The sequence below is a fragment of the Ventrimonas sp. genome, from assembly GCF_048380235.1.
Classification (GTDB): domain Bacteria; phylum Bacillota; class Clostridia; order Lachnospirales; family Lachnospiraceae; genus Brotaphodocola.
In genome coordinates, this window is record NZ_DBFCCJ010000034.1 from 138304 (window position 1) to 159811 (window position 21508).

Sequence of the window (21508 nt, forward strand, 5' to 3'; positions counted from 1 at the left end):
TGATTGTACAGCCCGGCTACCGGAACTGATACCTGATTCCTGCTATGCTCAGATCTGTTCCTTCCCGGATTTCGATCGTCTCGTTATTTTCCAGCATACGGCCATTCACCATGGTTCCGTTTGTAGAATTCAGATCCTGAACATAATAATGCCCGTCTTTCTGGTCAATACGAAGATGCAGGCGGCTGACGGTTTCACGATTCAGCACATGATCTACCAGATTTTCCTGTTTGCCGATGATAAAAGGATAATATGCTATCCTGATGTCCGGTTCGCCGTCATCCAGTGCCCGGAGAAGCCGAAGTCCGATTTCACTTTCATCCTTTCCCGGATTTAAAAGTACAGTACCGCTGCCCTGCTGCAAAAATGGCACCGCTGATGTGCTTCCGCCTGAAAACGGTGTCATTCCACCGGTTCTGTCGTCTTCATCCAGATGACCGGCAGACCCCCCATATTCTGACTGTGTCTCACCCACAAACATCAGATCCCACGGCATCTGCATTTCCCGCTCCTGTTCGCGCTGTTTTTCCTCTTTGCGTGCTTTCCTGCGCTGCTTCCATCTGCCAAACAGCCCAAAGGATTCCTTCACGGTATCTGTCTGGATCTGCCTCGCACGCACCATTCCCGGTTTCCATTCTGTCTCTGCACGGTCTGCATGGATATCCCGGCCGGTCTGCCGCTGTTCTGGCTTCTTCCTGTTTTCAGCCATTCCGGTATTTCTCCGGTCCGCCTCGCCCTGACGTATTTCAAAATCCTGAAGCGGCTCTGCATCCCTTTCACAGTCCGTGTAGTTAATATCCAGTTTCTGCTGCGCAAGCCGGAGAATATCTTCCATTCCATAATTTTCTTTTCTGGTTTCCTGATATAGTCCATAAGCCAGCACAACCGATTCTTTATCCTTGTGATCCACCTTGCCCAGCAGATACTCGAGCAGGCGGCTGTAATCCTCCGGGAAATCACGCTCCAGCCCCGGGACCAGACACAACCAGACTTTCAAGCTTTCCGGCTCGACATATAAATACTCCGGAGTAAGCAGTACACAGTTTTCACTCAGCAGATACTGCTCCATATGCTCCAGCGCATACGCAATTCCCCTCACCAGCGTCCGGATCTGCCCGGCCTGTACCGACTGTCCTTCCAAAAGACGGAAAAGCGGCTGTTTTGATGTGATCTCATAAAAAAAGCGGATATCCGTATCTTTTTTCCGCACCTGAAAATGAAGAACTCCATCAATCTGGTTCTGTTCCAGCATATTCTGCTCAAATGGAATCTCATCCCGTTTTTCTGTCTCCACGATCAGATAATTTCGTTTCATTTCTCTCTGATAACTGATATTCATTCTGTTATATCCTCCACCAACCCCCACATTCTCAATGCTGTTTCCGGACGGAATACAGGTGCTGAAATTTCCAGATTCCATTCGTTTCCTTCTGCCTGCCGTTTTATCCTTCTTTCCTCTGCATGTTCAATCTGGTGTCGCTCCCGCTCTACCGTCTCATGCAGAGCAAACATCCCGCCTGCCCGGGCACTCCAGCTCATAGCCTGTCCCATCAGCACCATGATCGTAAACAGTACAACTGCCATGACTCCCGCTACCTCTACAGTAATGCTGGCACACAGGCTTTTTTCTCTTCCGGCAGTAAATGTATGCAAAAATACGTTCATAGGCAAAAACGGCGTAGCATTGCTGTCATCCGGATGATATCTCTGAGGCGGACAGCCGCAATCCATATCCCCGGTACTGCTGCAAACGGCAAAAACGGCCACTGCATCTTTCTCCGCATCCGGCCCGTCTGGCTTCCCTGTATGCATCCGCTCACATAATATCCAAGTCCGGCAAGTCCGCATATCAGCACTGCTCCTCCAAGAACAAAGATCGTATCCCATAATCCCAAATACCAGCCACATATCAGAAAAAACCAGCAGTCTCCTTTACCAATTTCTTCTCCGTATTTGAAAAAAAGAAACAGCACCAGCCCTGGTAGCTGCCCTAACAGAAACGATTGAAATACATTCTCCCAGAGCTCCGGCAGCAGCCTTTGGCTCTGCGCCGATGCCAGTACATCTGCCGCCGTTTCCACTCCCGATAAACAGCAAAGACCCAGACCAGCCACGCCAAATATCCAGAAAAGTCTCACATTTATCTCTTTTGTTTTGAAATCCTGCCAGGCTGCCATAAGCAGAAAAAGCATAAATATACCAAGCCGCACTGCCTGCACTGCAAAATTTAAAATTCCCATATCAGATCACATACCCTCTTTCCTGTATTTCGCATTCCAGGCCAACGTGCTCCTCGTTTTGTTCACCCACCGCAGTATGAACACGCACCCAGATGCTTTACATCCTTTCGTCTTACCGCCCGCACATACGCCGTGATCGACTTACAGTCCTGTCTGCTGTGATAACGGCTGCCGCTCGACATGATATAAACCGTACTGCCCTTTGCGGCCTCCTTCCCACAGGAAACGCACGGATAATATTTTCCTCCATTTATATTACGTTTCTCTGCCATATGCTCCCACGACACAGCTGTCAGACGATTTGAAAGATAATGGCAGTTCCGGTCCGGGTGATACCGCGTACTGTTCTTTCCGATATAGACAATCTGCTCATCTTCTCCGCCGTCCGAATCACGCTCCCCATATCGGCCCTCACGCCCGGTCCAGCATCTGCGCCTGCAGCGTATCGTACGGTGCAGGGAGGAAAGGCCCAACACCGGAAATGGCATGGATATCTCATAGTCCATCACCAGATCCAGAATCTCATCCTCCTTCCGCACTGAAGATTTCCGCATACTGATATGTGATATCCGTTCTGTATCGCAGTAAGACATCACTTTTGCACGGGCATAAAGCGGAGCTGCTGCCTGCTCCGCATTGAGACAGAAGGTCTTATCTGATTCTCCGGCACCTGAACTATTTTCCTGTTTTTCTTCGTTCAGGCTATCCAGAAGATAGGCAAACTGACTGAGTTCTTCTCCGGCGCTCTCCAGTCCCGCCTGCATTTTCCGCTCAGTTATCATGATTTTTGCAGGAAGCATCAGGCTAACGGACGCAAAAATCAGAAGCGACAGGGTAAACGCCGCTTCCAGTGTCATGGAAGCCTTCATTTTCCTCTGATTTTCAGATTTTCTCTGTTTCCGGGAGATGAAAGGGAATGCTCTGCTGACCGGACCACATTCTGCCTTACGGAGCATACTTCGTTTTCTTACATAAAAGGGGCTTCGTACTTGGAGAGGTACATTTGTTTTATTATTTTGCTCTGTCTGCTCCTCACTGCTGTGTTTCTTCCAGCAAAGCATTCCTTTTCACCTCCCTTCCCAAAAGAATTTATCACAGCAAATTTCTATCAGTACCGGCGTTCGGCCTTTACTGTCATCATCATACTGTAATCACGATTTCCGGTCAGGTTTCCCACAAAAGCCGGAGAGAAAAAAAGATGCTTCCCACAGACATTCCCCGACATCTGAACCTGATATACCGCATTGCGCATGCAAAAGCCGCTTTTCCCCTGTGCCAGATTCAACTCGATCACATCCATGATCCGGTAATCCTGACGGACCATCGGTGTTACGAACAGCAGGATTTTCAGCCAGGAAAGATATGAAAGACCGCTGTCACCGCCGCCCGCATCCAGCTTTCTGTTTTTTGCCATGCTTATGAGGTTTTCTATCGTAAGCGTCCAGTCATCCTTTTTCTTGACCAGTTTCACTTTTTTCCCTGCCAGCAGTCCCTTCACATCCATCAGTGCTTCCCCAAGGGACCATACCGACATGACAAAAAAGGTTGTTACCAGAACCAGCGGAGTTATGGCTGCTGCTCCCGTAATCACAGTTGCCAGCGTTCTTGCCTGTTTCCTCATTCCTTTATCCCGAAGAATATGAATCAGGTTCAGACCAGCCCTCACAGCCAGAAGCCGGTGCACCACACCACTCAGATTGTCCGAATCATTTGGGTTTCCACAGATCAGATACTCCAGCTCATAATCAAGTGCATGTCCGGATGCGGTTTCTTCTGTACAAAACTGTCTGAAAAATTTTCCACAGTATTCATTCACCAGGATGTGTTCCGCCATGCTGCCGCTTCCGCTTTCTTCATCGTAGCTTTCTGCCTCAGATGGCAGCAGCGAAGTCTCAACAGTTTTTTTCGAGACTGTCTGCCCTTCCGGCACCAGAAGTTCCAGTAGTCCTTCCTGATAAAGCTGCTCTACCTGTTTTAACAAATTTTCGGTTTCTTTATCCTTGACTCCATGCGCAAATGACAGCGCAGGGATTTTGATACTCTGCAAACCATTTCGCACCGGCCTCCACAGGCTTTCATAATCCGGTTCACTGTCACCATCCTCATCGTCATCATCGTCCTCCCACTCCTCGATCTCGCGTTCCACCTCATAAGACTCTTCAATCAGATTCTCCAGTCTCCGGATCGTTTCTGCCGACCATGGATCAAGATCGCGCACCTCCTGACGGCGCTTGCCATCCTCCGCGACATATGCTTCATACTCACTGATTTCCTCATCCAGGGCATCTGCCGTTTCCGCGCTCAGCCGATCCTCCCGTTCCTCCTGGTTCTGCCGGTCGGCTGCAAGCGTTTCTGCCAGCTTATCTGCTTCTTTTTCATATTTTTTCACCAGTCCCGGCATCTTTTTTAACTCCCGGATCATCTGGTTTGCTTCACGCCGGAATCCGTCTCCATCATAAGCAGAAAGTGCTCTTAAGCCCTCATTCTGGCTGATTCGCTCACTCTCCAGATTTTCACTGATGGATTCCAGGATCTTTTCCAGCTTCCACATGTCCTTAGTCCGCTTCCGATAAGTCTCTGCCATCTCGGTCACAGCTTCCGCCTCCTGGTCCTGGTCCCATAGCTGCTCTGCTTCATCTCCCCTGAAATCCGGATTCCAGATGCCGTACTTCATATAATCCAGAATCTCTTTTTCCAGATATTTTCCATGTCCGTCCGTAACCCGCACAATCTCCTCGGCCTGCGTCTCTTGCAATGCCATGGGATACCAGTTATCCGTTTCCAGATAAGGAGTCAGAAAACCGGCAAAATCTGCTTCGATTTCCTCCCCGCTCTCGTATTCCGCAAACAGCAGACAGTAGTTATCCCAAAGCCCTCTGTGATACTGGCTGAATACCGAATCCATTGCAGAAGATGCTGCCATCTGCAGATACCATCTTGCGCCGGCTGTGCGCGCTGATTCCAGGAGCACGCACAGAAACGCAAAGAGGATCATCATGATCATGCTGACAAACACGGTAACCTGCCCGCCCAGCTCCCGATTCCCGGTCATACGCTAATACACTTCTTTTGACTGAGTTTCAATCTGTTTGAAAATGGTCTCCAGCAATTTCCGGATCTGGGTCTTGAAAATAATCACAAGACCAATGAGCACAACCAGGATCAGGACCACCTCGATCACACCGACTCCATCCTCGTCTGCCCAGAAGGCCCTAAACTCATCAGCAAGACCATTGGCAAATTTCTCTGTTGCTTCATGTTCTTTCCGGTTTTTCATCTGTTCCATATGCTTTCCTCCCTTGTCTTTCGCCGTCATTTGCCGGCAATCTCATTGTTTCTGCATCTGTTTTGTACTTACCCCATTGTCATCATAGCCGGAACCATAATAAAGATCATGACGATCAATAAAAGCAAAAACAGCGGCAGCAGAAGCTTCGTCCCGGCTTCCTCCCCCATTCTCCTGGCAAGATTTTTCCGCATTTCAAAAGCATCCTCCACCTCTGTACGCAAAAGCTCCCGCAGGTTTTTCGTTCCTGTTTTCCGGTTTTGTTCCAGAATACTGCTCAGCTTTAAATAAGGCTGCAGACGGCATCTTCGGCCAAATTCCCGATATGCCGCACCCTCTGATGTTCCGTTTTCCATCTGGTAATAGGTCTGCCGCATTTCTTCATAGACCGGACGTTCCTTTCTGAAATCTGTGTTCTCATAATCATGTACCATACGGCCCCATGCATTGCGCACCGTCATGCCGGCACCTACAAGCACCTGCAGCTTGGAAACCATCTCTGCATAATCCAGAAGCAGCAGCTGTTCCCGCTTTTTCTCCCGTTCCTTCCGCTCTGAATCTTCGCGCAGAACGAAAAGCGCGGCCATCAGGATTCCCAGAAACGGAATCACTCCATAATTTTGTTTTTCCGCCGGCCGGTAAGAAAGCGTTTTTCCCTGATATTCCACAGGGAGTTTCAGGTATGCTTCGTTTTTCTGCTGTTCATCCAGCCGGACAAGCTCTTCAGAAAATGTCCGCAGCAGCCGTTCTTCCTGGCTCCGGGATTTAGGCAGCAATGTGACCGGTATTTCAAAATCCGCCTGAAAATCACCGGTACGAAGCTCTGCCTGCAGCAAAACCTCCTGACGTTTCAGCACCTCGCCTTCAATTATACCTGAGGAAGATAATAGTTCCGGCTCCGAAGAATGCCAGCGGATCTGCACACCGCTTTCTCTCAGATAGGAAGGGAGTACCAGATTTTCTGTCACTGCGTCGAGACTTTCATTCTCTCCCAGTATCTGTTCCCCAAGCTGTTCCATAGCTCCATAAAAGACATCGTCCGCCTCTTCTTTTGTATACACTCGCGGGCTTATTTTTACGGTTACGGTCTGCTCTTCTTCTCCAAGACCGCTCACAATCAGCTCCTGCTCCTTCTGTGTTCCTCCGTAACCCTCCCGCTCCACCAGGCCACCTGCCAGCTGCATGTCCTGCCCCGGCCCAAACCACCTCAGATATCCCCACAGGATCAGACTTACTCCCACGCATGCTGCAGCCGACAGCCGACTTTTTTTCTGTGATCCTCCCGCTTCAGATGATACTCTCTTCTTGTCCATTTCAGAATTTACATGTTTTCTCAATTTCATGCTCACACCTCTATATCCAGAATCCGCTCTGAGAGCCAGAACGCAGTCAGATACAAAATCAGGCACATCGTCATCAGCACCCGTCCCATTCCCGTGCAATACATCTGATCAAAAAATCCCGGTGAGCTTCCTTCCACATAAACAATGATAAAAAACGGAATCATATTCATGATCTTCTGCTCAAACTGACGTGACGTGGTCAGCGTGATGATTTCTTCCTTTACCTGCATCTTATCCCGGATCACTTCTGCCGTATGGCGCATGATACTTCCCAGATCACCTCCTGTCCGCTTTCCAATGCCGAGGACTTCAGCCAGGTTCTGCACATCTTCCAGGCCACTGCGCCCGGCAAACTCCGCAAGCACCTGCTCTACATTCCGGTTTGTGCGGATCTGCTGCACCATGCCGGAAAACTCCCGGACGATCAGTCCCTGCTCCCCATAGAGGAGCCGCAATTCCTCCAGGCTTACCGCCATGGCATTTTCCACGGCATAGCCTGCACTTAAAGAAGCCGCCAGAATGACCATTGCTTCCTTAAACTGCTGTGCCAGCATGCGTTTGCGCCGTTTTAAACGCTGTCTGCGTTCCCGCCATATGAGGATTCCGCAGCACAGCGGAAGCATAAATCCGAATGCCAGCATGCTTCGATAGAAAATATAGGCAAACAATGCACTCACTGCCGCGCCTTTTCCCAATGCCAACAGTACTTCCTGAAATGATAAATGATAGGTACCATAGTCAATTTGCTGCTTACAGGCTGTAACCGGCTGCGTGAAGCTTTTCCTGCCTTGCAAGCGTTCCGACTGCTGTGAGGCTGCCGCGGACGCCCTGCTTTGCGCCGCCCGGGCTCCTGTCCTCATCCGCATCTCCCCTTTCCTCAAACCGGTAAAGCGGATTTAACTGAATCTCGCCCTCCGCGTATCCGGTTACTTCCGTAATTTCCAACACCCGCCGGCTTCTGTCCCTCAGCCTGCCGAGATGCACCAGAATATCGATTGCAGAGGCAATCTGCCCTCGCACCGCAGTCAGAGGAATATCTGCTGCCATGAGCGTCATGGTTTCCAGGCGCGACAGCATATCTCTTGCACTGTTTCCATGTCCGGTGGACAGGCCAAAATGTCCGGTATTCATCGCCTGCAGCATATCCAGGCATTCCTTTCCGCGCACCTCCCCGACAATCAGATAATTAGGTCTCATACGAAGTGATGCACGGATCAGGTCACTGATCTCTACAGCGCCTTCTCCCTCTGCATTGGCTCCGCGGGTCTCCAGACGAACCAGATTGGGAATCTGGGTAATCTGCAATTCTGCGGAATCCTCTATGGTAATAACCCGCTCAGTTTCCGGAATATAGGCAGATAAGGCATTCAAAAATGTAGTCTTGCCGGATCCGGTCCCACCGCTGATAAAAATGTTATACCCGGACCGGACCAGCTTTTCCAGAAAATCAGCGGCTTCACGGGTCAGGGATCCATAACGGATCAGCCGGTCTATGGTAATTGGCTCCGGAAATTTTCGAATCGTCACAACCGGTCCATCCAAGGCAATTGGCGGAAGCACAATGTGCACACGCGAACCATCCTCCACCAGACGTGCATCCGCGATCGGCCTGCTCACATTTACAACACGGTTAATTTTGCTGACGATCTGCTGGATCATATCCTCCAGCTGCTCCACCTGTTCAAAGCTGCGATCCCAGCGTTCCAGCCTGCCGCTCCGTTCCACGAAAATATGATCCTTTCCGTTTACCATAATCTCCGTCACCTCCGGATCATCCACCAGTTCCTGCAAGATATCCAGTCGCCGGAAGCTGTCAAAAAGCCTGTTTTTCAAATCAATCCTCTGTCCCAGGGGCAGATACTGCCGCTCTGCCACTCCGGCAACGGCCTGTTCAATGCAGTCATACAGTTCGTCATCCCCAATCTGCTCAAAACCACTCAGCGCCTCCCGCACCTCGCTGCGCAGCTCGTCCAGCAGTTTCTTTGCATGGACCGTTTCCTCCGTATTCTCCACCAGCTTCACCATCCCCTTCTTCCCATTTTTCGCTGCTGCACCTGTTTTGCAGCGCAGGCTTCGTTTTGGCCCAGGTACCGGCGCTATCTTAATTCCCGGACAAAATCTCCCAGATCACTCCATAAAAGCTGTTCCAGATAGCTTTCCCTGGCTGGAAGCGGCCCCGGTTCCGGGAGCTTTAAAAACCGCAGCTTTTCCCAGACTGCACTGCGTCCTGACCGGTTCAGATATGTTTTCCATTCTTCCAGCTTTGCCGTAGATACTACATCATCTTTTACCGGTACATAGACCACATCACAAATGCCAAGAAGTTCTTCTGAACCTCCGCAAAATCCTCCCACATCCAGGATCAGCTCTTCGTAAGTTCCATCCGCTGCGATCCGCTGCACTAGTCCGGAAAACACCTCCTGGCGGATTCCATTCTTATCCTCTGCATAAGTCACCGGAGGAATATAGTCCAGCTCCCCCCAGTTGTAGGTAACACTTCCCAGGCGTACTGAACTGTACTCGCGCTGGGTATAATAATAAAGCAGATCGGAAAGACCGCCTGTATACACGGTCCCTGTCAATGCAGAAAGACCGGAAAATTCTTCCAGTGTGATATAAAGCACCTTTTCCTCCCGGGCCAGTACCTGCCCCAGCGTCAGCGCAAAACTGGTTTTTCCGCACCGTCCGATTGGTGAATATACTCCTGTGATCCTGCTACGTCTGCCTGCGGCTGTCATGAGTACCGGAATCTCCTGTGGCCGATACCAGGACATTACTTCCCTCAGAAGATCGTCCGATGCCTGATATTTATAAACCACGGCCTCGCCCTCTTCAGCCACCCCATTCTCACTAAGCCACACAACCTGCGCTGCCGGGATCCCGTCAAGCTGCTCCTTCTCTACTCCGCTGCCAGCCAGCAGCAGATCAATTTTCTCGCGCGCTGCAAACTCTTTTAGTTTTTCCAGACTGGTAAAAGCGACCACCTGGAACGGAACCTGACTTCTCTGATTCACGAACTCTGCCAGACGGTCTGCATACCGGGAGTCTGCATCGTAGACTGCCATAATCTTTTTCATCATCTTCCCCCTTTTCATCATTCCCATGTGTTCTCACGGTCAGCGCAAACAAGTGCGCAGACCTACTGAACAGTTACCCCAAAACCACACCAGGAAAGGAACAAATACCCCAGCACACCGGCCGCCAGGCAAACTGCAAACGGGATATGATGAACCGCCTGCGGCTGATCCAGGGAATCATATGGCTGAATGTTCCGGCTGGCAGTCACCATTTCTACATAACGTTTCATATAATTAAACCGCTCTGCTGCCACACCGTAGCGTTTCATTCTCCACAGGCTCCATACGGCTCCTGTCAAAAACCCCAGCGCTATCGCGTAAAATCCCGGCAAAGGACCAAGATAACCGCCAATCACAGCCATCAGCTTACCATCCCCTGCGCCCATAACACGAAAACGGAACAGGCACATTCCTGCTGCCAGAAATAATACTGCACCGAAAAAAAATGCAGAGCCTCTATGCAGCACACCGGCAACAGTCAGCAGCCAAAGCCAGTAATTCCTTACCTTTCCATATTTCAGATCCGTCCACGCACACACCATTACACCTGCGCATAATATCAGATGTTCTGTCCCATATTCTACGAGATACCACCACCTTTTCCGGCACATACCTGTCTCAAATACCAGGCTGCTGCCTGCTGTAAAATCCATCATGAAAATTCTGCCGAAACGGCTGAGATCATACATTGATATCCGGCAGGCGCTGCCATAGCTTAAGCGGCGCTGCCAGACTTCGCATCAGACCGATGCGTTGATTGTGGACTTATCATACCGGAGATCAGTATTTCCGTCAATATACACATCCTGCATAAAACGACAAAGTTCGACTGTATGATCCGGCTTCTAAGCCGGCACCTGCTCTCTCCAAATAATTGGACATCATCCTGTGAAGATGTTATACTGAAGCTATCGGAATCAAGAAAAGGAGTACCATCACCATGAATGAATTATATGAAGCCATTGAAGCAAAGATCAAAGCATCCGGATACCCGCGTGAAATCTCCGGTGAAGCCGTCTACAACGACATCTGCGATCAGATCGAAGGAAAAGAAAACGGAGATTATGTTGTTCTCTCCAAATTTGAAGAGGATGTGGTATTTGAATATCACATCACCATTTCCGACGAAGCATTTAATCTGGGTATCCTCACCATGCGCACCCCGGAAGGTATATTTGAAACCGACTTCGATGAGTAACTGCCGCTCTGCGTTCCACACCGTCTGGCCAAAGACCAGGCGGTATTTTTTTGCGCATCTTAGGACATTTTGACGAAAAACTTTGTTTTTGATCCATTTATTTTGGTTGACGTGAACAATCTGTCGTGATAGAATGAACTTAGTTCAATTTTTTAAACCAAAGGAGGTTTGTATGGCGGACTCCAAAGAACTACAGGAACTGTTTCACAGCTGTATGCCGCTGTTTATCGCCCTCGGAGATGAGGTCCGCTTAAACATCATCGAAGCATTGTGCATTGCCTCCCAGAACGGTCACACGGAAGGGCTGAACGTCAACGAGATCACCCGGCAGACCAATCTGTCCAGACCGGCTATCTCACATCATTTAAAGATCATGAAAAGCTGCGGACTGGTAGAAGTTACCCAGTCCGGTACTTCCAATTACTACCGTCTCACCTTTATGGACTGCACAAGGCAGCTGATGAAACTTGGCTACCTGGTCGAAGAAATCTTCAGCCAGAAACCGTAATAAACGCGTATATTTTTTCCATGTATTCCAGATACTACATTCCAAAAGGAGTGTAAAGCTATGAAAAACAACAGACCATTCTTCCCTGGCCGCCACCAGGCATCAGCCGGGGAAAACCTGAAACTGAAGGCAGAAATCCATCAGACCCAGCAAAAAATGGAATCCCTGTTAAACCAGTTCGATCAGGTGACAGAGCCACCACTGATCGACTGCTGTATCTACGAGCTGAATGCAGTCTGGCTCCGCTATCAGTTTCTGCTCCGGCGCTTCAAGCTTCTGGAACGGCTGGATTTTTAAAAAACGAAACTATGTAATCAGGAGGACTTGATATTTATGGCATCATGGTATGACAAAGCAGTTTTTTATCACATTTACCCGCTGGGTATGCTGGGGGCGCCATTCGTCAACACCGAAGACGCCGCAGCCGACCGCTTTCTGGAACTGAACCAATGGGTTGCCCACATGGAAGCCACAGGCTGCACCGCCCTTTACATCGGACCGCTCTTTGAGTCCTCCTCCCATGGCTACGACACCCGGGATTACAGGCTTGCAGACCGCAGGCTTGGCACAAACGAAGGCTTCCGCCATTTCACGAGACTCTGCCATGAGGCAGGCATCAGGGTAGTCGTAGACGGAGTATTTAACCACACCGGCCGCGAGTTTTTCGCATTCCGGGATATTCAGAAGAACCGCGAAGGTTCCCGCTACTGCGGCTGGTACAAGGGCGTGAACTTTGGCTGGAACAGCCCTTACAACGATGGTTTCGGCTATGAAGCATGGCAGGGACATTTCGAGCTGCCCTGTCTGAATCTGCAGAATCCGGAGGTAAAGCAGTATCTGTTCGATGTCATCCGCTTCTGGATTTCCGAATTTGACATTGACGGCATCCGTTTAGACTGCGCCAATGTCATGGATTTCGGATTCATGCAGGAGATGCGCACCCAGACCGCTTCCATGAAGCCGGATTTCTGGCTCATGGGCGAGGTGATCCACGGGGAATACGGCCGATGGGTGAACGATGGCATGCTGCATTCCGTTACCAACTACGAATTACATAAGAGCCTGTACTCCGGGCTCAATGACCACAACTTCTTTGAGATTGCCCACAATGTGCGGAGACTGGAAGCCATTGGCACCAGGCTTTACACCTTCCTGGACAATCACGATGAAAACCGCATTGCCAGCAAGCTAAACAAAAAAGCACATCTGCCGCTGGCATGGACACTGCTCTTCACCCTTCCGGGCATTCCTTCCATCTATTATGGAGGCGAGTGGGGGCTGGAAGGCATGAGGACCCGCGAAAGCGATGCAGCCCTGCGTCCCTGCATCACCCTGAAAGAGGGCGAAGCAAAGCACAGTGATCTTACGGACCTGATCGCAAAGCTGGCCCGCATCCACACGGAAAATCCGGAGTTTCACGGCGGACGCTATCAGGAACTGCTGCTCACCAACCGGCAGTACGCCTTCGCCAGACATGCCCAGGGAAGTATCTGCATCACCGCAGCCAACAGTGATGACCAGGAAAGCCGCCTTTCTATCCCAGTCCCGCTGCAGGCTTCCCAGGCAGAAAATCTGATGGACGGCTCCATCATTCCAGTTGAGAACGGAACATTAAATCTTACATTACCGGGCAACAGCAGTGTTGTCTTAAAGATCAGGGAGGATTGACCTTATGGCAGTCAGAGATAAGAAAAAGCAGACCGAGACCGGCTTTATCACCGCCGGTGACCGTTACCTGTTCGGAGAAGGTACCCACTATGAGATCTACAACAAACTCGGCGCCCACCCGAAAACCTTCGATGGCAAAGACGGCTATTATTTTGCGGTATGGGCTCCACACGCTGCATCTGTCAGCGTAGTAGGTGACTTTAATAACTGGGATCCCGATGCCTGCCCTATGCAGGTGTTGGAAACCTCCGGCATTTACGAGCGCTTTATTCCCGGCATCAAACCGGGCGAGCTTTATAAATTTGCCATCACTACCCAGACCGGCAAGGTCATTTTTAAGGCTGACCCGTTTGCCCAGTACGCCGAATACCGGCCTGGCACGGCATCCATTACTGCCTTCAACGACACGTTCCGCTGGACGGATGGCACCTGGGTACAGAAACGTGAAAACACCAACCCGCGCGAGGCGGCCATGAGCATCTATGAGGTACACCTGGGCTCCTGGAAAAAGAAAAACCGCCCGGAAAAGGACGGCTATTATACCTATAAGGAAGCTGCCGCCGAGCTGGCCGCCTACGTGAAGGAGATGGGCTACACCCATGTAGAACTGATGGGGATTGCAGAGCATCCGTACGATGGCTCCTGGGGTTATCAGGTAACCGGCTATTATGCTCCCACCTCCCGCTATGGCACCCCGGAGGAATTCAAATATTTTGTAAACTATATGCACAAAAAAGGCATCGGCGTCATCCTGGACTGGGTTCCGGCCCACTTCCCGCGGGATGCCCACGGCCTTGCTGATTTTGACGGACAGGCGCTCTTTGAGTACGCAGACCCGCGCAAGGGCGAACACCCGGACTGGGGTACCAAAGTCTTCGACTATGAGAAGCATGAGGTTTCCAACTTCCTCATTGCCAACGCCCTCTACTGGATCGAGCAGTTTCATGTAGATGGCCTGCGCGTGGATGCGGTAGCTTCCATGCTCTATCTCGACTACGGACGCAAGGATGGCGAGTGGGTGCCAAACCGGTACGGCGGCAACCAGAATCTGGAAGCCATTGAATTTTTCCGTCACTTAAACACGGTTGTGGTCCAGCGCGGCCACGGCTCCATGGTCATTGCCGAGGAATCCACTGCATGGCCGTTAGTCACACACGACCCGAAGGAGGGCGGGCTGGGCTTCACCTTTAAATGGAACATGGGCTGGATGCACGATTTCCTGGAGTATATGAAGCTGGACCCATACTTCCGCAAATTTAATCACCATAAGATGACCTTCGGTCTCACCTACTTTAACAGCGAGAACTTTATTCTGGTACTTTCCCATGATGAAGTGGTCCACTTAAAATGTTCCATGATCAACAAAATGCCCGGCCTCTTTGGTGATAAATTTGCCAATCTGAAAGCCGGCTACACCTTCATGCTGGGACATCCGGGCAAGAAGCTTCTGTTCATGGGACAGGATTTCGGCCAGCTTCACGAGTGGGATGAAAAGGTTAGTCTGGACTGGCACCTGACTGAGGAAGACCTGCATAAGGACCTGCAGAATTATGTGCGCGACCTGTTACATATTTATCAGAAATACCCGGCACTTTATGAATCCGATGATGACTGGGACGGTTTTTCCTGGATCAATGCCAACGACGGAGACCGCAGCATTTACAGCTTCGTGCGCTACGCGAAGAACCACAAAAAGAGTCTCCTGTTCGTATGTAACTTCACACCGGTAGCACGGCCGGATTACCGGGTCGGCGTTCCGAAACGCGGCAATTATACCGTAATCCTTGATAACGAGCACGGTTCTTACAAAACCGGAGAGAAGGCTCCGGTCTTAAAAGCAGTCAAATCCGAGTGCGACGGCCAGCCATATTCCGTATCCCTGCCGCTGCCAGCATACGGAACTGCAATCCTTCGCTTCTCATAACACCCAACAACCGGATACCGTCAGCAGCGGATACAAACAGGCCTCGCATTTCGTTAAAATATTATCACAAAGTTGGTGACATTCTTCCAGCTTTGTAGTAAAATAAGAACCGACCTATTGATGATCCGATTAGCAAACCTGACGGCAAGCATCAGTAACACAATTAAGGAAGGAGAGTTTCGTATGGCAAGAGCATTAATTTCCAAAAACGCGACCAAAAGTGTCTATCGCGATGGCGATAAAGCAGTAAAAGTTTTCTGCAAGGGTTTCCCGAAAGCAGAGGTTTTAAACGAAGCTTTGATTAGCGCACGAGTTGAGGCCATTGGCGGCATCAACATTCCGTCCGTTCAGGCAGTCTCTGTCGAAGAAGACGGCTGCTGGTCCATTACCAGAGACTACATCGAAGGAAAGACACTCACAGAACTTATGAAGGAAAATCCGGATAAGCGCGATGAATATCTGAATCAGATGGTTGAACTGCAGCTGATGATTCATTCCAAGACCTGTCCATTACTGAACAAGTTAAAAGACAAAATGGCGCGGCAGATCTCTGAGATGGAAGAATTAGATCCTGTCAACCGTTACGATCTTCTTACCCGCCTTGACAGCACCCCGAAGCACATCAAACTGTGCCATGGAGATTTCCAGCCAGACAACATCATCGTGAAGGAAGACGGCACCATGTATGTAGTTGACTGGGTTCACGCAACCCAGGGCAATGCCAGCGCAGATGTAGCCAGAACCTATCTTCTGTTCTGTCTGTCCGATCAGGCAGCAGCAGACAAGTACATGGATCTGTTCTGCGAGAAAACCGGTACCGCCAAACGCTATGTACAGCAGTGGCTGCCTCTGGTAGCCGCAGCACAGCTCACGAAGAAACGTCCGGAAGAACAGGAACTGCTTCAAAGCTGGCTGAACGTATGTGATTATCAGTAGGTCAAAAGATAAGGGTCTTGCCGATTGCGGTAAGGCCCTTTTTGATATATACTAAGAGATGTGACGCTGCCGTACCGCACGTATGCGGCAGTCCGACGCAAGTACCATACGCATACCCGCCAAAGGAGGACAATCATGCAGACTATTTTAGTATGCGACGACGATAAAGAAATCGTTGATGCGATAGATATTTACCTGACCGGCGAAGGCTTTCACATCTTGAAAGCCTATGACGGTTACGATGCTTTGAAAATTTTAGAAACAGAACATGCTGACCTTATGATCATCGATGTCATGATGCCGGGCCTGGATGGCATACGCACCACGTTAAAGGTACGTGAGACCAGCAGTATCCCCATCATTATCCTCTCCGCGAAATCCGAAGATTCCGACAAGATCCTTGGCTTAAACATCGGTGCAGATGATTACCTGTCCAAACCATTTAACCCGCTGGAGCTGGTTGCCCGCGTCAAATCCCAGCTTCGCCGTTATACACAGCTCGGCAACTTAAACCAAAGCAGCAATGAAAACGTATACAAATGCGGCGGCCTTACCATCAACGATGATACCAAGGAAGTATTTGTGGATGACGAACCAATTAAACTGACTCCCATCGAATACAACATTCTGCTACTGCTCACAAAAAATGCCGGCAAGGTTTTCTCCATCGATGAGATCTACAAGCAGATCTGGAACGAGGAGGCCATTGGTGCCGACAACACGGTTGCCGTACATATCCGCCACATCCGCGAAAAGATTGAGATCAATCCGCGGGAGCCGCGCTACTTAAAGGTAGTCTGGGGCGTTGGCTACAAAATCGAAAAACAGTAGGAGCTGCCCATGAGACTGAAAGATTATTCCATGCGGATCAAAAAGAACATTGCTGTGTTTCTGCACATCCTGTTTTTGTTCATGGCTATTCTCTCCATCAGCGTTATGTACTTAAACACGAATATTGGTTCCGGCATGTCCTGGATCCTAGACCGCAAATATGATGATTCCGCAGCCTTTCGCCAGCAGTTCCAAGCGGATCTGGATCACGTTTTCAAATATGTTGCCTACCGCGACGTCTTTGAGACAGACGGCAATCTGGATCTCTCCAAAGAAATGTTTGCCGTCAGCCGCGACAACGGCCCGGAGATCACCTACACTCTGGAAGAGGTCCTGCGTTACGCCAAAAGCCAGGGATTTTACTTAAATGACCAGTTTGAGGTCGTCAATGATCTCTTTATCTATGATGATGCCTCCACAACAAAAGACCAGCTGGTATACTGGCGCGCCTACGATCCCAACGCCACCTTAAAGGAACCGGGCGATGCGTTCTCTTCCCTGCTGGATCTGTCCCGGGAGGTATTAAACTGCTTAAGTGAATATTACATTGTAAACTACCGTCTGCTGTCGAATCCGTCCAACTTCCGATTCCGGATCGATTATCTGGATGATGAGACTGTAGTCTCAGAGTATTCCAACGCAGGAGATTTGACCGATGCCCAGTTAAAGTCCCTGGGCCGTTATTGCTCTGTGGACAGCAGTTCCATTCTCATTGACAGCAATCTGGATGAACTTCCCAAAAATGTCATGGCCCAGCTGGAGCAGCTGAACGCAAATGACGCAGACCGGTACCACATGACGGTTGCCGTAGATACCCAATATAATGCAGACGATGTATACGCCCGGCAGGCCGCCGATTACCGCCATCTGCGCAGCCGCTTCGTTGAGGCCATGTTTAGCCTGACTATCGGCATCATTGGCTGCCTGGTGACACTGTACTACCTGATCCTGGTATCCGGTTACCGCACAGAAGACCGTACTAGTCCGTACCTGCATGGCTTTGACATGATCACCACCGAAAGCGGGATCCTGCTGACAGCAGTCAGCACCATGTTCATGCTATTTCTGGGAGAGAAGATTGGTTATCCGCTGATCCATCTTGTTGCCCGGACTGAAGACTGGGGCTTTGCCGAGCGGATGATGCGGGCCATGATCATCTACGGCTGCTGTATGACCGGCGCATTCAGCATGCTGCGGCGCTACAAGAGCCGCCAGCTGTGGGCAAACAGTATGCTTCACCATTTCCGCCAAAATCTGAACCTGTATTTTGCAGAGCATACCTACTCCCGGCGGCTCTTCTGCCTGTTTACTGCCTTTCTTGCGGCAGAAGCCATCGGCATCAGCCTGATCGCTGTATGTGTCTGCTTCCGGTCCCATATGTCCGCAAAGATTATCGGCATCATCACGCTCCTCCTGTTGGTCGGTCTGGATTACAAGACCTTTCACCGACTGTTCCTGCAGTCCCAGCAGGAAGACCAGATTGCAGATGCCATCACAAAAATTGCGGGCGGTGACACCAGCTATCAGATGAATCTGGCCGGTCTGGAGGGAAAGGAACTGAGAGTCGGCAACATGATCAACAGCATCGGAACCGGACTGGAGCGTGCCCTTCAGGAGCAGGTCAGGAGCGAACGCTTAAAAGCCGATCTGATCACAAACGTATCCCACGATATCAAGACCCCGCTCACTTCTATTATTAACTATGTAGACCTGCTGAAGAGGGAACAGATTCCGGGGGAACGCGCCCGGGAATACTTAAAAGTCCTGGATCAGAAATCCCAGCGTTTAAAAAATCTGACCGAAGACCTGGTGGAAGCCTCCAAGGCAAGCTCCGGAAATGTCAAGCTGGAGATGACCACTCTGGACATTGTAGAAATGATCTGGCAGACCAACGGCGAATTTGAAGAGAAATTTGCTACCCGAAGCCTGGAGTTGGTGTCCACACTGCCGGAAAGCAGCATTCTCATCGAGGCAGATGGGCGCCACCTCTGGCGTGTCCTCGAAAATGTCTACAACAACGCGTTCAAATACGCCATGGAACACACCCGGGTCTACACTGACCTGAAACTGAAAGACGACAAAGTTTACTTTACGATTAAAAACATATCCGCAAACCCGTTAAACGTACAGGGTGATGAACTTACTGAGCGATTTGTCCGCGGAGATGTCTCCCGCACCACCGAAGGAAGCGGCCTCGGCCTCTCCATTGCCCAGAGCCTCACAAAGCTCCAGGGTGGAACCTTCGAGATCTTAATTGATGGAGATCTGTTCAAGGTGCGCGTGGGATTTGGGATTAAAAAACCAGATCAGACGGCATGAGCTATCTGAGTTCAAAAAAGACGCAGGTCACATATTTTGTGACTTGCGTCTTTCTTGTATTTACGATTCTATATACTCTTACGCATTCTTTACCTGCGCGTTCTTCACACACTTCTTCTGAAACAGTTCCTTCCCGGATGTGTACACAATGATGATACCCAGTACCATTAACAGGATCGCAATGATCAGCTGTAAGCCTTCTACCATGAAGACTGCGGTACCTGCACCGAAAGCATGTACCAGGGCGATGGTTCTCTCAACCAGTGCGGTAAAGGTAACGCACAGCATGATGATGAGCGGTGGGAACAGGGTTTTGTTCTCTCTTCCGGTTACCTTTAAGAATACACACAGGGTGATGAGTACCAGAGCACTTAACAGCTGGTTTGCACTGCCGAACAGCGGCCAGATGTTGGAATAACCAATCTTGGTTAAGATAAAGCCACAGGCCAGGGTTACCACAGTGGAAAAGTACTTATTGCAAAGAAGCTTTCTCCAGCCCTCTGCATGCTCCATATCATCAGCAGAGAACAGTTCCTGGAAGGACATACGTCCGATACGTGCCACGGAATCCAGGCTGGTTAAAGCCAGGGCAGATACACACATGGTCATAAAACACTGTGCTACATAAACCGGGATACCAAACATCTCCAGGAAGCCTGCAACACCTGCAGAGAAGATCTGGAACGGAGTTCCGGTTGCTGCGGTACCATCTGCTGCAGCTGCCGCACCGGCTACACATAATGCCAGAACAGCCAGCAGGCTCTCTAATACCATGGCGCCATAACCAACCTTCAGCATATCCTTCTCATTGGAAACCGTCTTGGAAGAGGTTCCGGAAGATACCAGGCTGTGGAATCCGGAAACCGCGCCGCACGCTACGGTTACAAACAGGATCGGGAACATATCGCCCATCTTGGCATTCTTAAATCCGGTGTAAGCCGGAAGGTTCATGGTCGGATGCGCAACCACCAGGCCAACAACAGCACCGATGATCATGCCTGCAAACATGAAGGTAGTCATGAAATCACGCGGCTGCATTAAGAGCCACATCGGCATAACAGCTGCCAGGAAGATGTAAGCAAAGGTCAGATAAGACCAGGTGTCTTTACCAGCTACAACCGGGAATGACATACCGATTGCAAATGCTGCAACGGTGCATGCCAGTCCGGCCAGAGTCTCTTTCCAGCCGGTCAGATGAAGATGCTTCTGAATGACACCAAATACCATGGCAAATACAATGAACATCAGGGAGATGGAACCTGCCGCGCCGTTGGTCTGTGCCGCCGGGGAAAGGGAGGTCACACCATCTGCTACAGTGTAAGCATTGAACGTACCTGCAACCATATCAGCGAATGCTGCGATAACAATTAAAGTAAACAGCCAGCAGAACAGAAGGAACAGCTTCCGTCCGGTCCTGCCGATGTATTTCTCGATCAGAAGTCCCATGGACTTACCTTCATTCTTGACACTGGCATACAGTGCGCCGAAGTCGGTTACCGCACCGAAGAAGATGCCGCCAAGGATAACCCACAGAAGCACCGGAACCCATCCGAATGCAGCTGCCTGAATGGCACCGGTGACAGGGCCTGCGCCTGCGATGGAGGAAAACTGATGTGCGAAAACAGTCCAGCCGTCGGTCGGCACATAATCCTGTCCATCCTCTAAAGCAACTGCCGGGGTCTTGGCCTTCGGGTCGATCCCCCATTTCTTTGCCAGCCAGCGGCCGTAAAACGTGTATCCGCAGAACAGACACACAGCTGCGATTAATACTATAACAAGTGTATTCATAATGATCTCTCCTCTCAAAACCATAACGCGGAAAAAAGAAAAACCTCCGTCCTCCCGCAGAATTTTCCGCAGGAAGACGAAGGCATATATGCTAATCATAAAATACGCGCTCCGCGTTACCACTTCCCTTGCTGACATTCCATCAGCCTCTCTGACCATATCCTCCGTCTCTCAGTCCGGATGAATACGAGCCCTGTTAACGGTGGGTTTCCGTACTGTCTTACTGTCTGCTTTCACCTGGTATCACCAGCGTTACTTTTCGCATTTCAGACAATCTGCTTGCAGGGGATAACTCCTTTGCCGCGCTGCTTCCTCACACCGGCCGGAAGCTCTCTGAAAACGCATCTGACAAAAAAGCCTTGTCCTGTTCAACGCATTTGGATGTGAATC

General features: G+C 50.2%; 19 protein-coding genes and 1 pseudogene. 8 read left to right on the forward strand and 12 right to left on the reverse strand.

The window, feature by feature from the left end:
* Positions 1-16: 16 nt before the first annotated feature.
* The 11 genes and pseudogenes from ACMP1L_RS05740 to ACMP1L_RS05790 all read right to left on the reverse strand — a co-directional run bounded on the left by ACMP1L_RS05740 (position 17) and on the right by ACMP1L_RS05790 (position 10602).
* On the reverse strand, positions 17-1339 hold the full coding sequence (locus ACMP1L_RS05740) for a DUF6382 domain-containing protein (protein WP_418452293.1): 1323 nt from the start codon (positions 1337-1339) through the stop codon (positions 17-19).
* A complete protein-coding gene (locus ACMP1L_RS05745; protein ID WP_147353155.1) occupies positions 1336-1584 on the reverse strand; it encodes a hypothetical protein in 249 nt (82 codons plus the stop codon). The genes ACMP1L_RS05740 and ACMP1L_RS05745 overlap by 4 nt, the downstream gene beginning before the upstream one ends.
* A 77-nt stretch (positions 1585-1661) precedes the next feature.
* Positions 1662-2240 carry a prepilin peptidase gene (locus ACMP1L_RS05750; RefSeq protein ID WP_418452294.1) on the reverse strand — a complete coding sequence of 193 codons (579 nt, stop codon included), beginning with the start codon at positions 2238-2240 and terminating at the stop codon, positions 1662-1664.
* A gap of 62 nt (positions 2241-2302) precedes the next feature.
* Positions 2303-3097, reverse strand: coding sequence for a hypothetical protein (locus ACMP1L_RS05755; protein ID WP_147353154.1), 795 nt, complete (start codon positions 3095-3097; stop codon positions 2303-2305).
* Between the two features lie 251 nt (positions 3098-3348).
* Positions 3349-5292, reverse strand: a complete 1944-nt coding sequence (locus ACMP1L_RS05760) for a DUF5702 domain-containing protein (protein WP_418452296.1) — start codon at positions 5290-5292, stop codon at positions 3349-3351.
* A 3-nt stretch (positions 5293-5295) separates the two neighbouring features.
* A pseudogene (locus ACMP1L_RS05765) lies at positions 5296-5469 on the reverse strand (Flp1 family type IVb pilin); the annotation flags it as partial.
* 125 nt (positions 5470-5594) lie between these two features.
* Positions 5595-6869, reverse strand: coding sequence for an immunoglobulin-like domain-containing protein (locus ACMP1L_RS05770; protein ID WP_118731786.1), 1275 nt, complete (start codon positions 6867-6869; stop codon positions 5595-5597).
* A gap of 2 nt (positions 6870-6871) precedes the next feature.
* Positions 6872-7570: a type II secretion system F family protein gene (locus ACMP1L_RS05775; protein ID WP_418452298.1), complete on the reverse strand. Its 699-nt coding sequence runs from the start codon at positions 7568-7570 to the stop codon at positions 6872-6874.
* Positions 7571-7619: 49 nt separating this feature from the next.
* Complete coding sequence (locus ACMP1L_RS05780) at positions 7620-8894, reverse strand: TadA family conjugal transfer-associated ATPase (protein WP_418452299.1); 1275 nt, start codon at positions 8892-8894, stop codon at positions 7620-7622.
* 71 nt (positions 8895-8965) lie between these two features.
* Positions 8966-9949: a P-loop NTPase family protein gene (locus ACMP1L_RS05785; RefSeq protein ID WP_118731783.1), complete on the reverse strand. Its 984-nt coding sequence runs from the start codon at positions 9947-9949 to the stop codon at positions 8966-8968.
* Between the two features lie 59 nt (positions 9950-10008).
* A complete protein-coding gene (locus tag ACMP1L_RS05790; protein ID WP_418452301.1) occupies positions 10009-10602 on the reverse strand; it encodes an A24 family peptidase in 594 nt (197 codons plus the stop codon).
* Between the two features lie 284 nt (positions 10603-10886).
* On the opposite strand from ACMP1L_RS05790, the gene ACMP1L_RS05795 reads away from it, so the two are divergent.
* The 8 genes from ACMP1L_RS05795 (at position 10887) to ACMP1L_RS05830 (ending at position 19330) form a co-directional block, all read left to right on the forward strand.
* Entirely contained in the window at positions 10887-11144 is a 258-nt protein-coding gene (locus ACMP1L_RS05795) for a hypothetical protein (RefSeq protein ID WP_118731781.1), read from the forward strand.
* 172 nt (positions 11145-11316) lie between these two features.
* A complete protein-coding gene (locus ACMP1L_RS05800) occupies positions 11317-11652 on the forward strand; it encodes an ArsR/SmtB family transcription factor (protein WP_118731780.1) in 336 nt (111 codons plus the stop codon).
* 60 nt (positions 11653-11712) lie between these two features.
* A complete protein-coding gene (locus ACMP1L_RS05805) occupies positions 11713-11949 on the forward strand; it encodes a DUF2508 family protein (protein ID WP_118731779.1) in 237 nt (78 codons plus the stop codon).
* Positions 11950-11985: 36 nt separating this feature from the next.
* Complete coding sequence (locus ACMP1L_RS05810; RefSeq protein WP_418452302.1) at positions 11986-13320, forward strand: alpha-amylase family glycosyl hydrolase; 1335 nt, start codon at positions 11986-11988, stop codon at positions 13318-13320.
* Between the two features lie 4 nt (positions 13321-13324).
* Positions 13325-15244, forward strand: a complete 1920-nt coding sequence (gene glgB, locus ACMP1L_RS05815) for a 1,4-alpha-glucan branching protein GlgB (protein WP_418452304.1) — start codon at positions 13325-13327, stop codon at positions 15242-15244.
* Between the two features lie 183 nt (positions 15245-15427).
* Positions 15428-16180, forward strand: a complete 753-nt coding sequence (locus tag ACMP1L_RS05820) for a phosphotransferase family protein (protein ID WP_118731776.1) — start codon at positions 15428-15430, stop codon at positions 16178-16180.
* A gap of 135 nt (positions 16181-16315) precedes the next feature.
* Positions 16316-17011: a response regulator transcription factor gene (locus tag ACMP1L_RS05825; protein WP_118731775.1), complete on the forward strand. Its 696-nt coding sequence runs from the start codon at positions 16316-16318 to the stop codon at positions 17009-17011.
* A gap of 9 nt (positions 17012-17020) precedes the next feature.
* Complete coding sequence (locus ACMP1L_RS05830; protein WP_418452305.1) at positions 17021-19330, forward strand: sensor histidine kinase; 2310 nt, start codon at positions 17021-17023, stop codon at positions 19328-19330.
* Positions 19331-19408: 78 nt separating this feature from the next.
* Here the strand turns inward: ACMP1L_RS05830 and ACMP1L_RS05835 are convergent, their stop codons facing one another.
* Positions 19409-21118 carry a carbon starvation CstA family protein gene (locus ACMP1L_RS05835; protein WP_418452306.1) on the reverse strand — a complete coding sequence of 570 codons (1710 nt, stop codon included), beginning with the start codon at positions 21116-21118 and terminating at the stop codon, positions 19409-19411.
* Between the last annotated feature and the right edge of the window lie 390 nt (positions 21119-21508).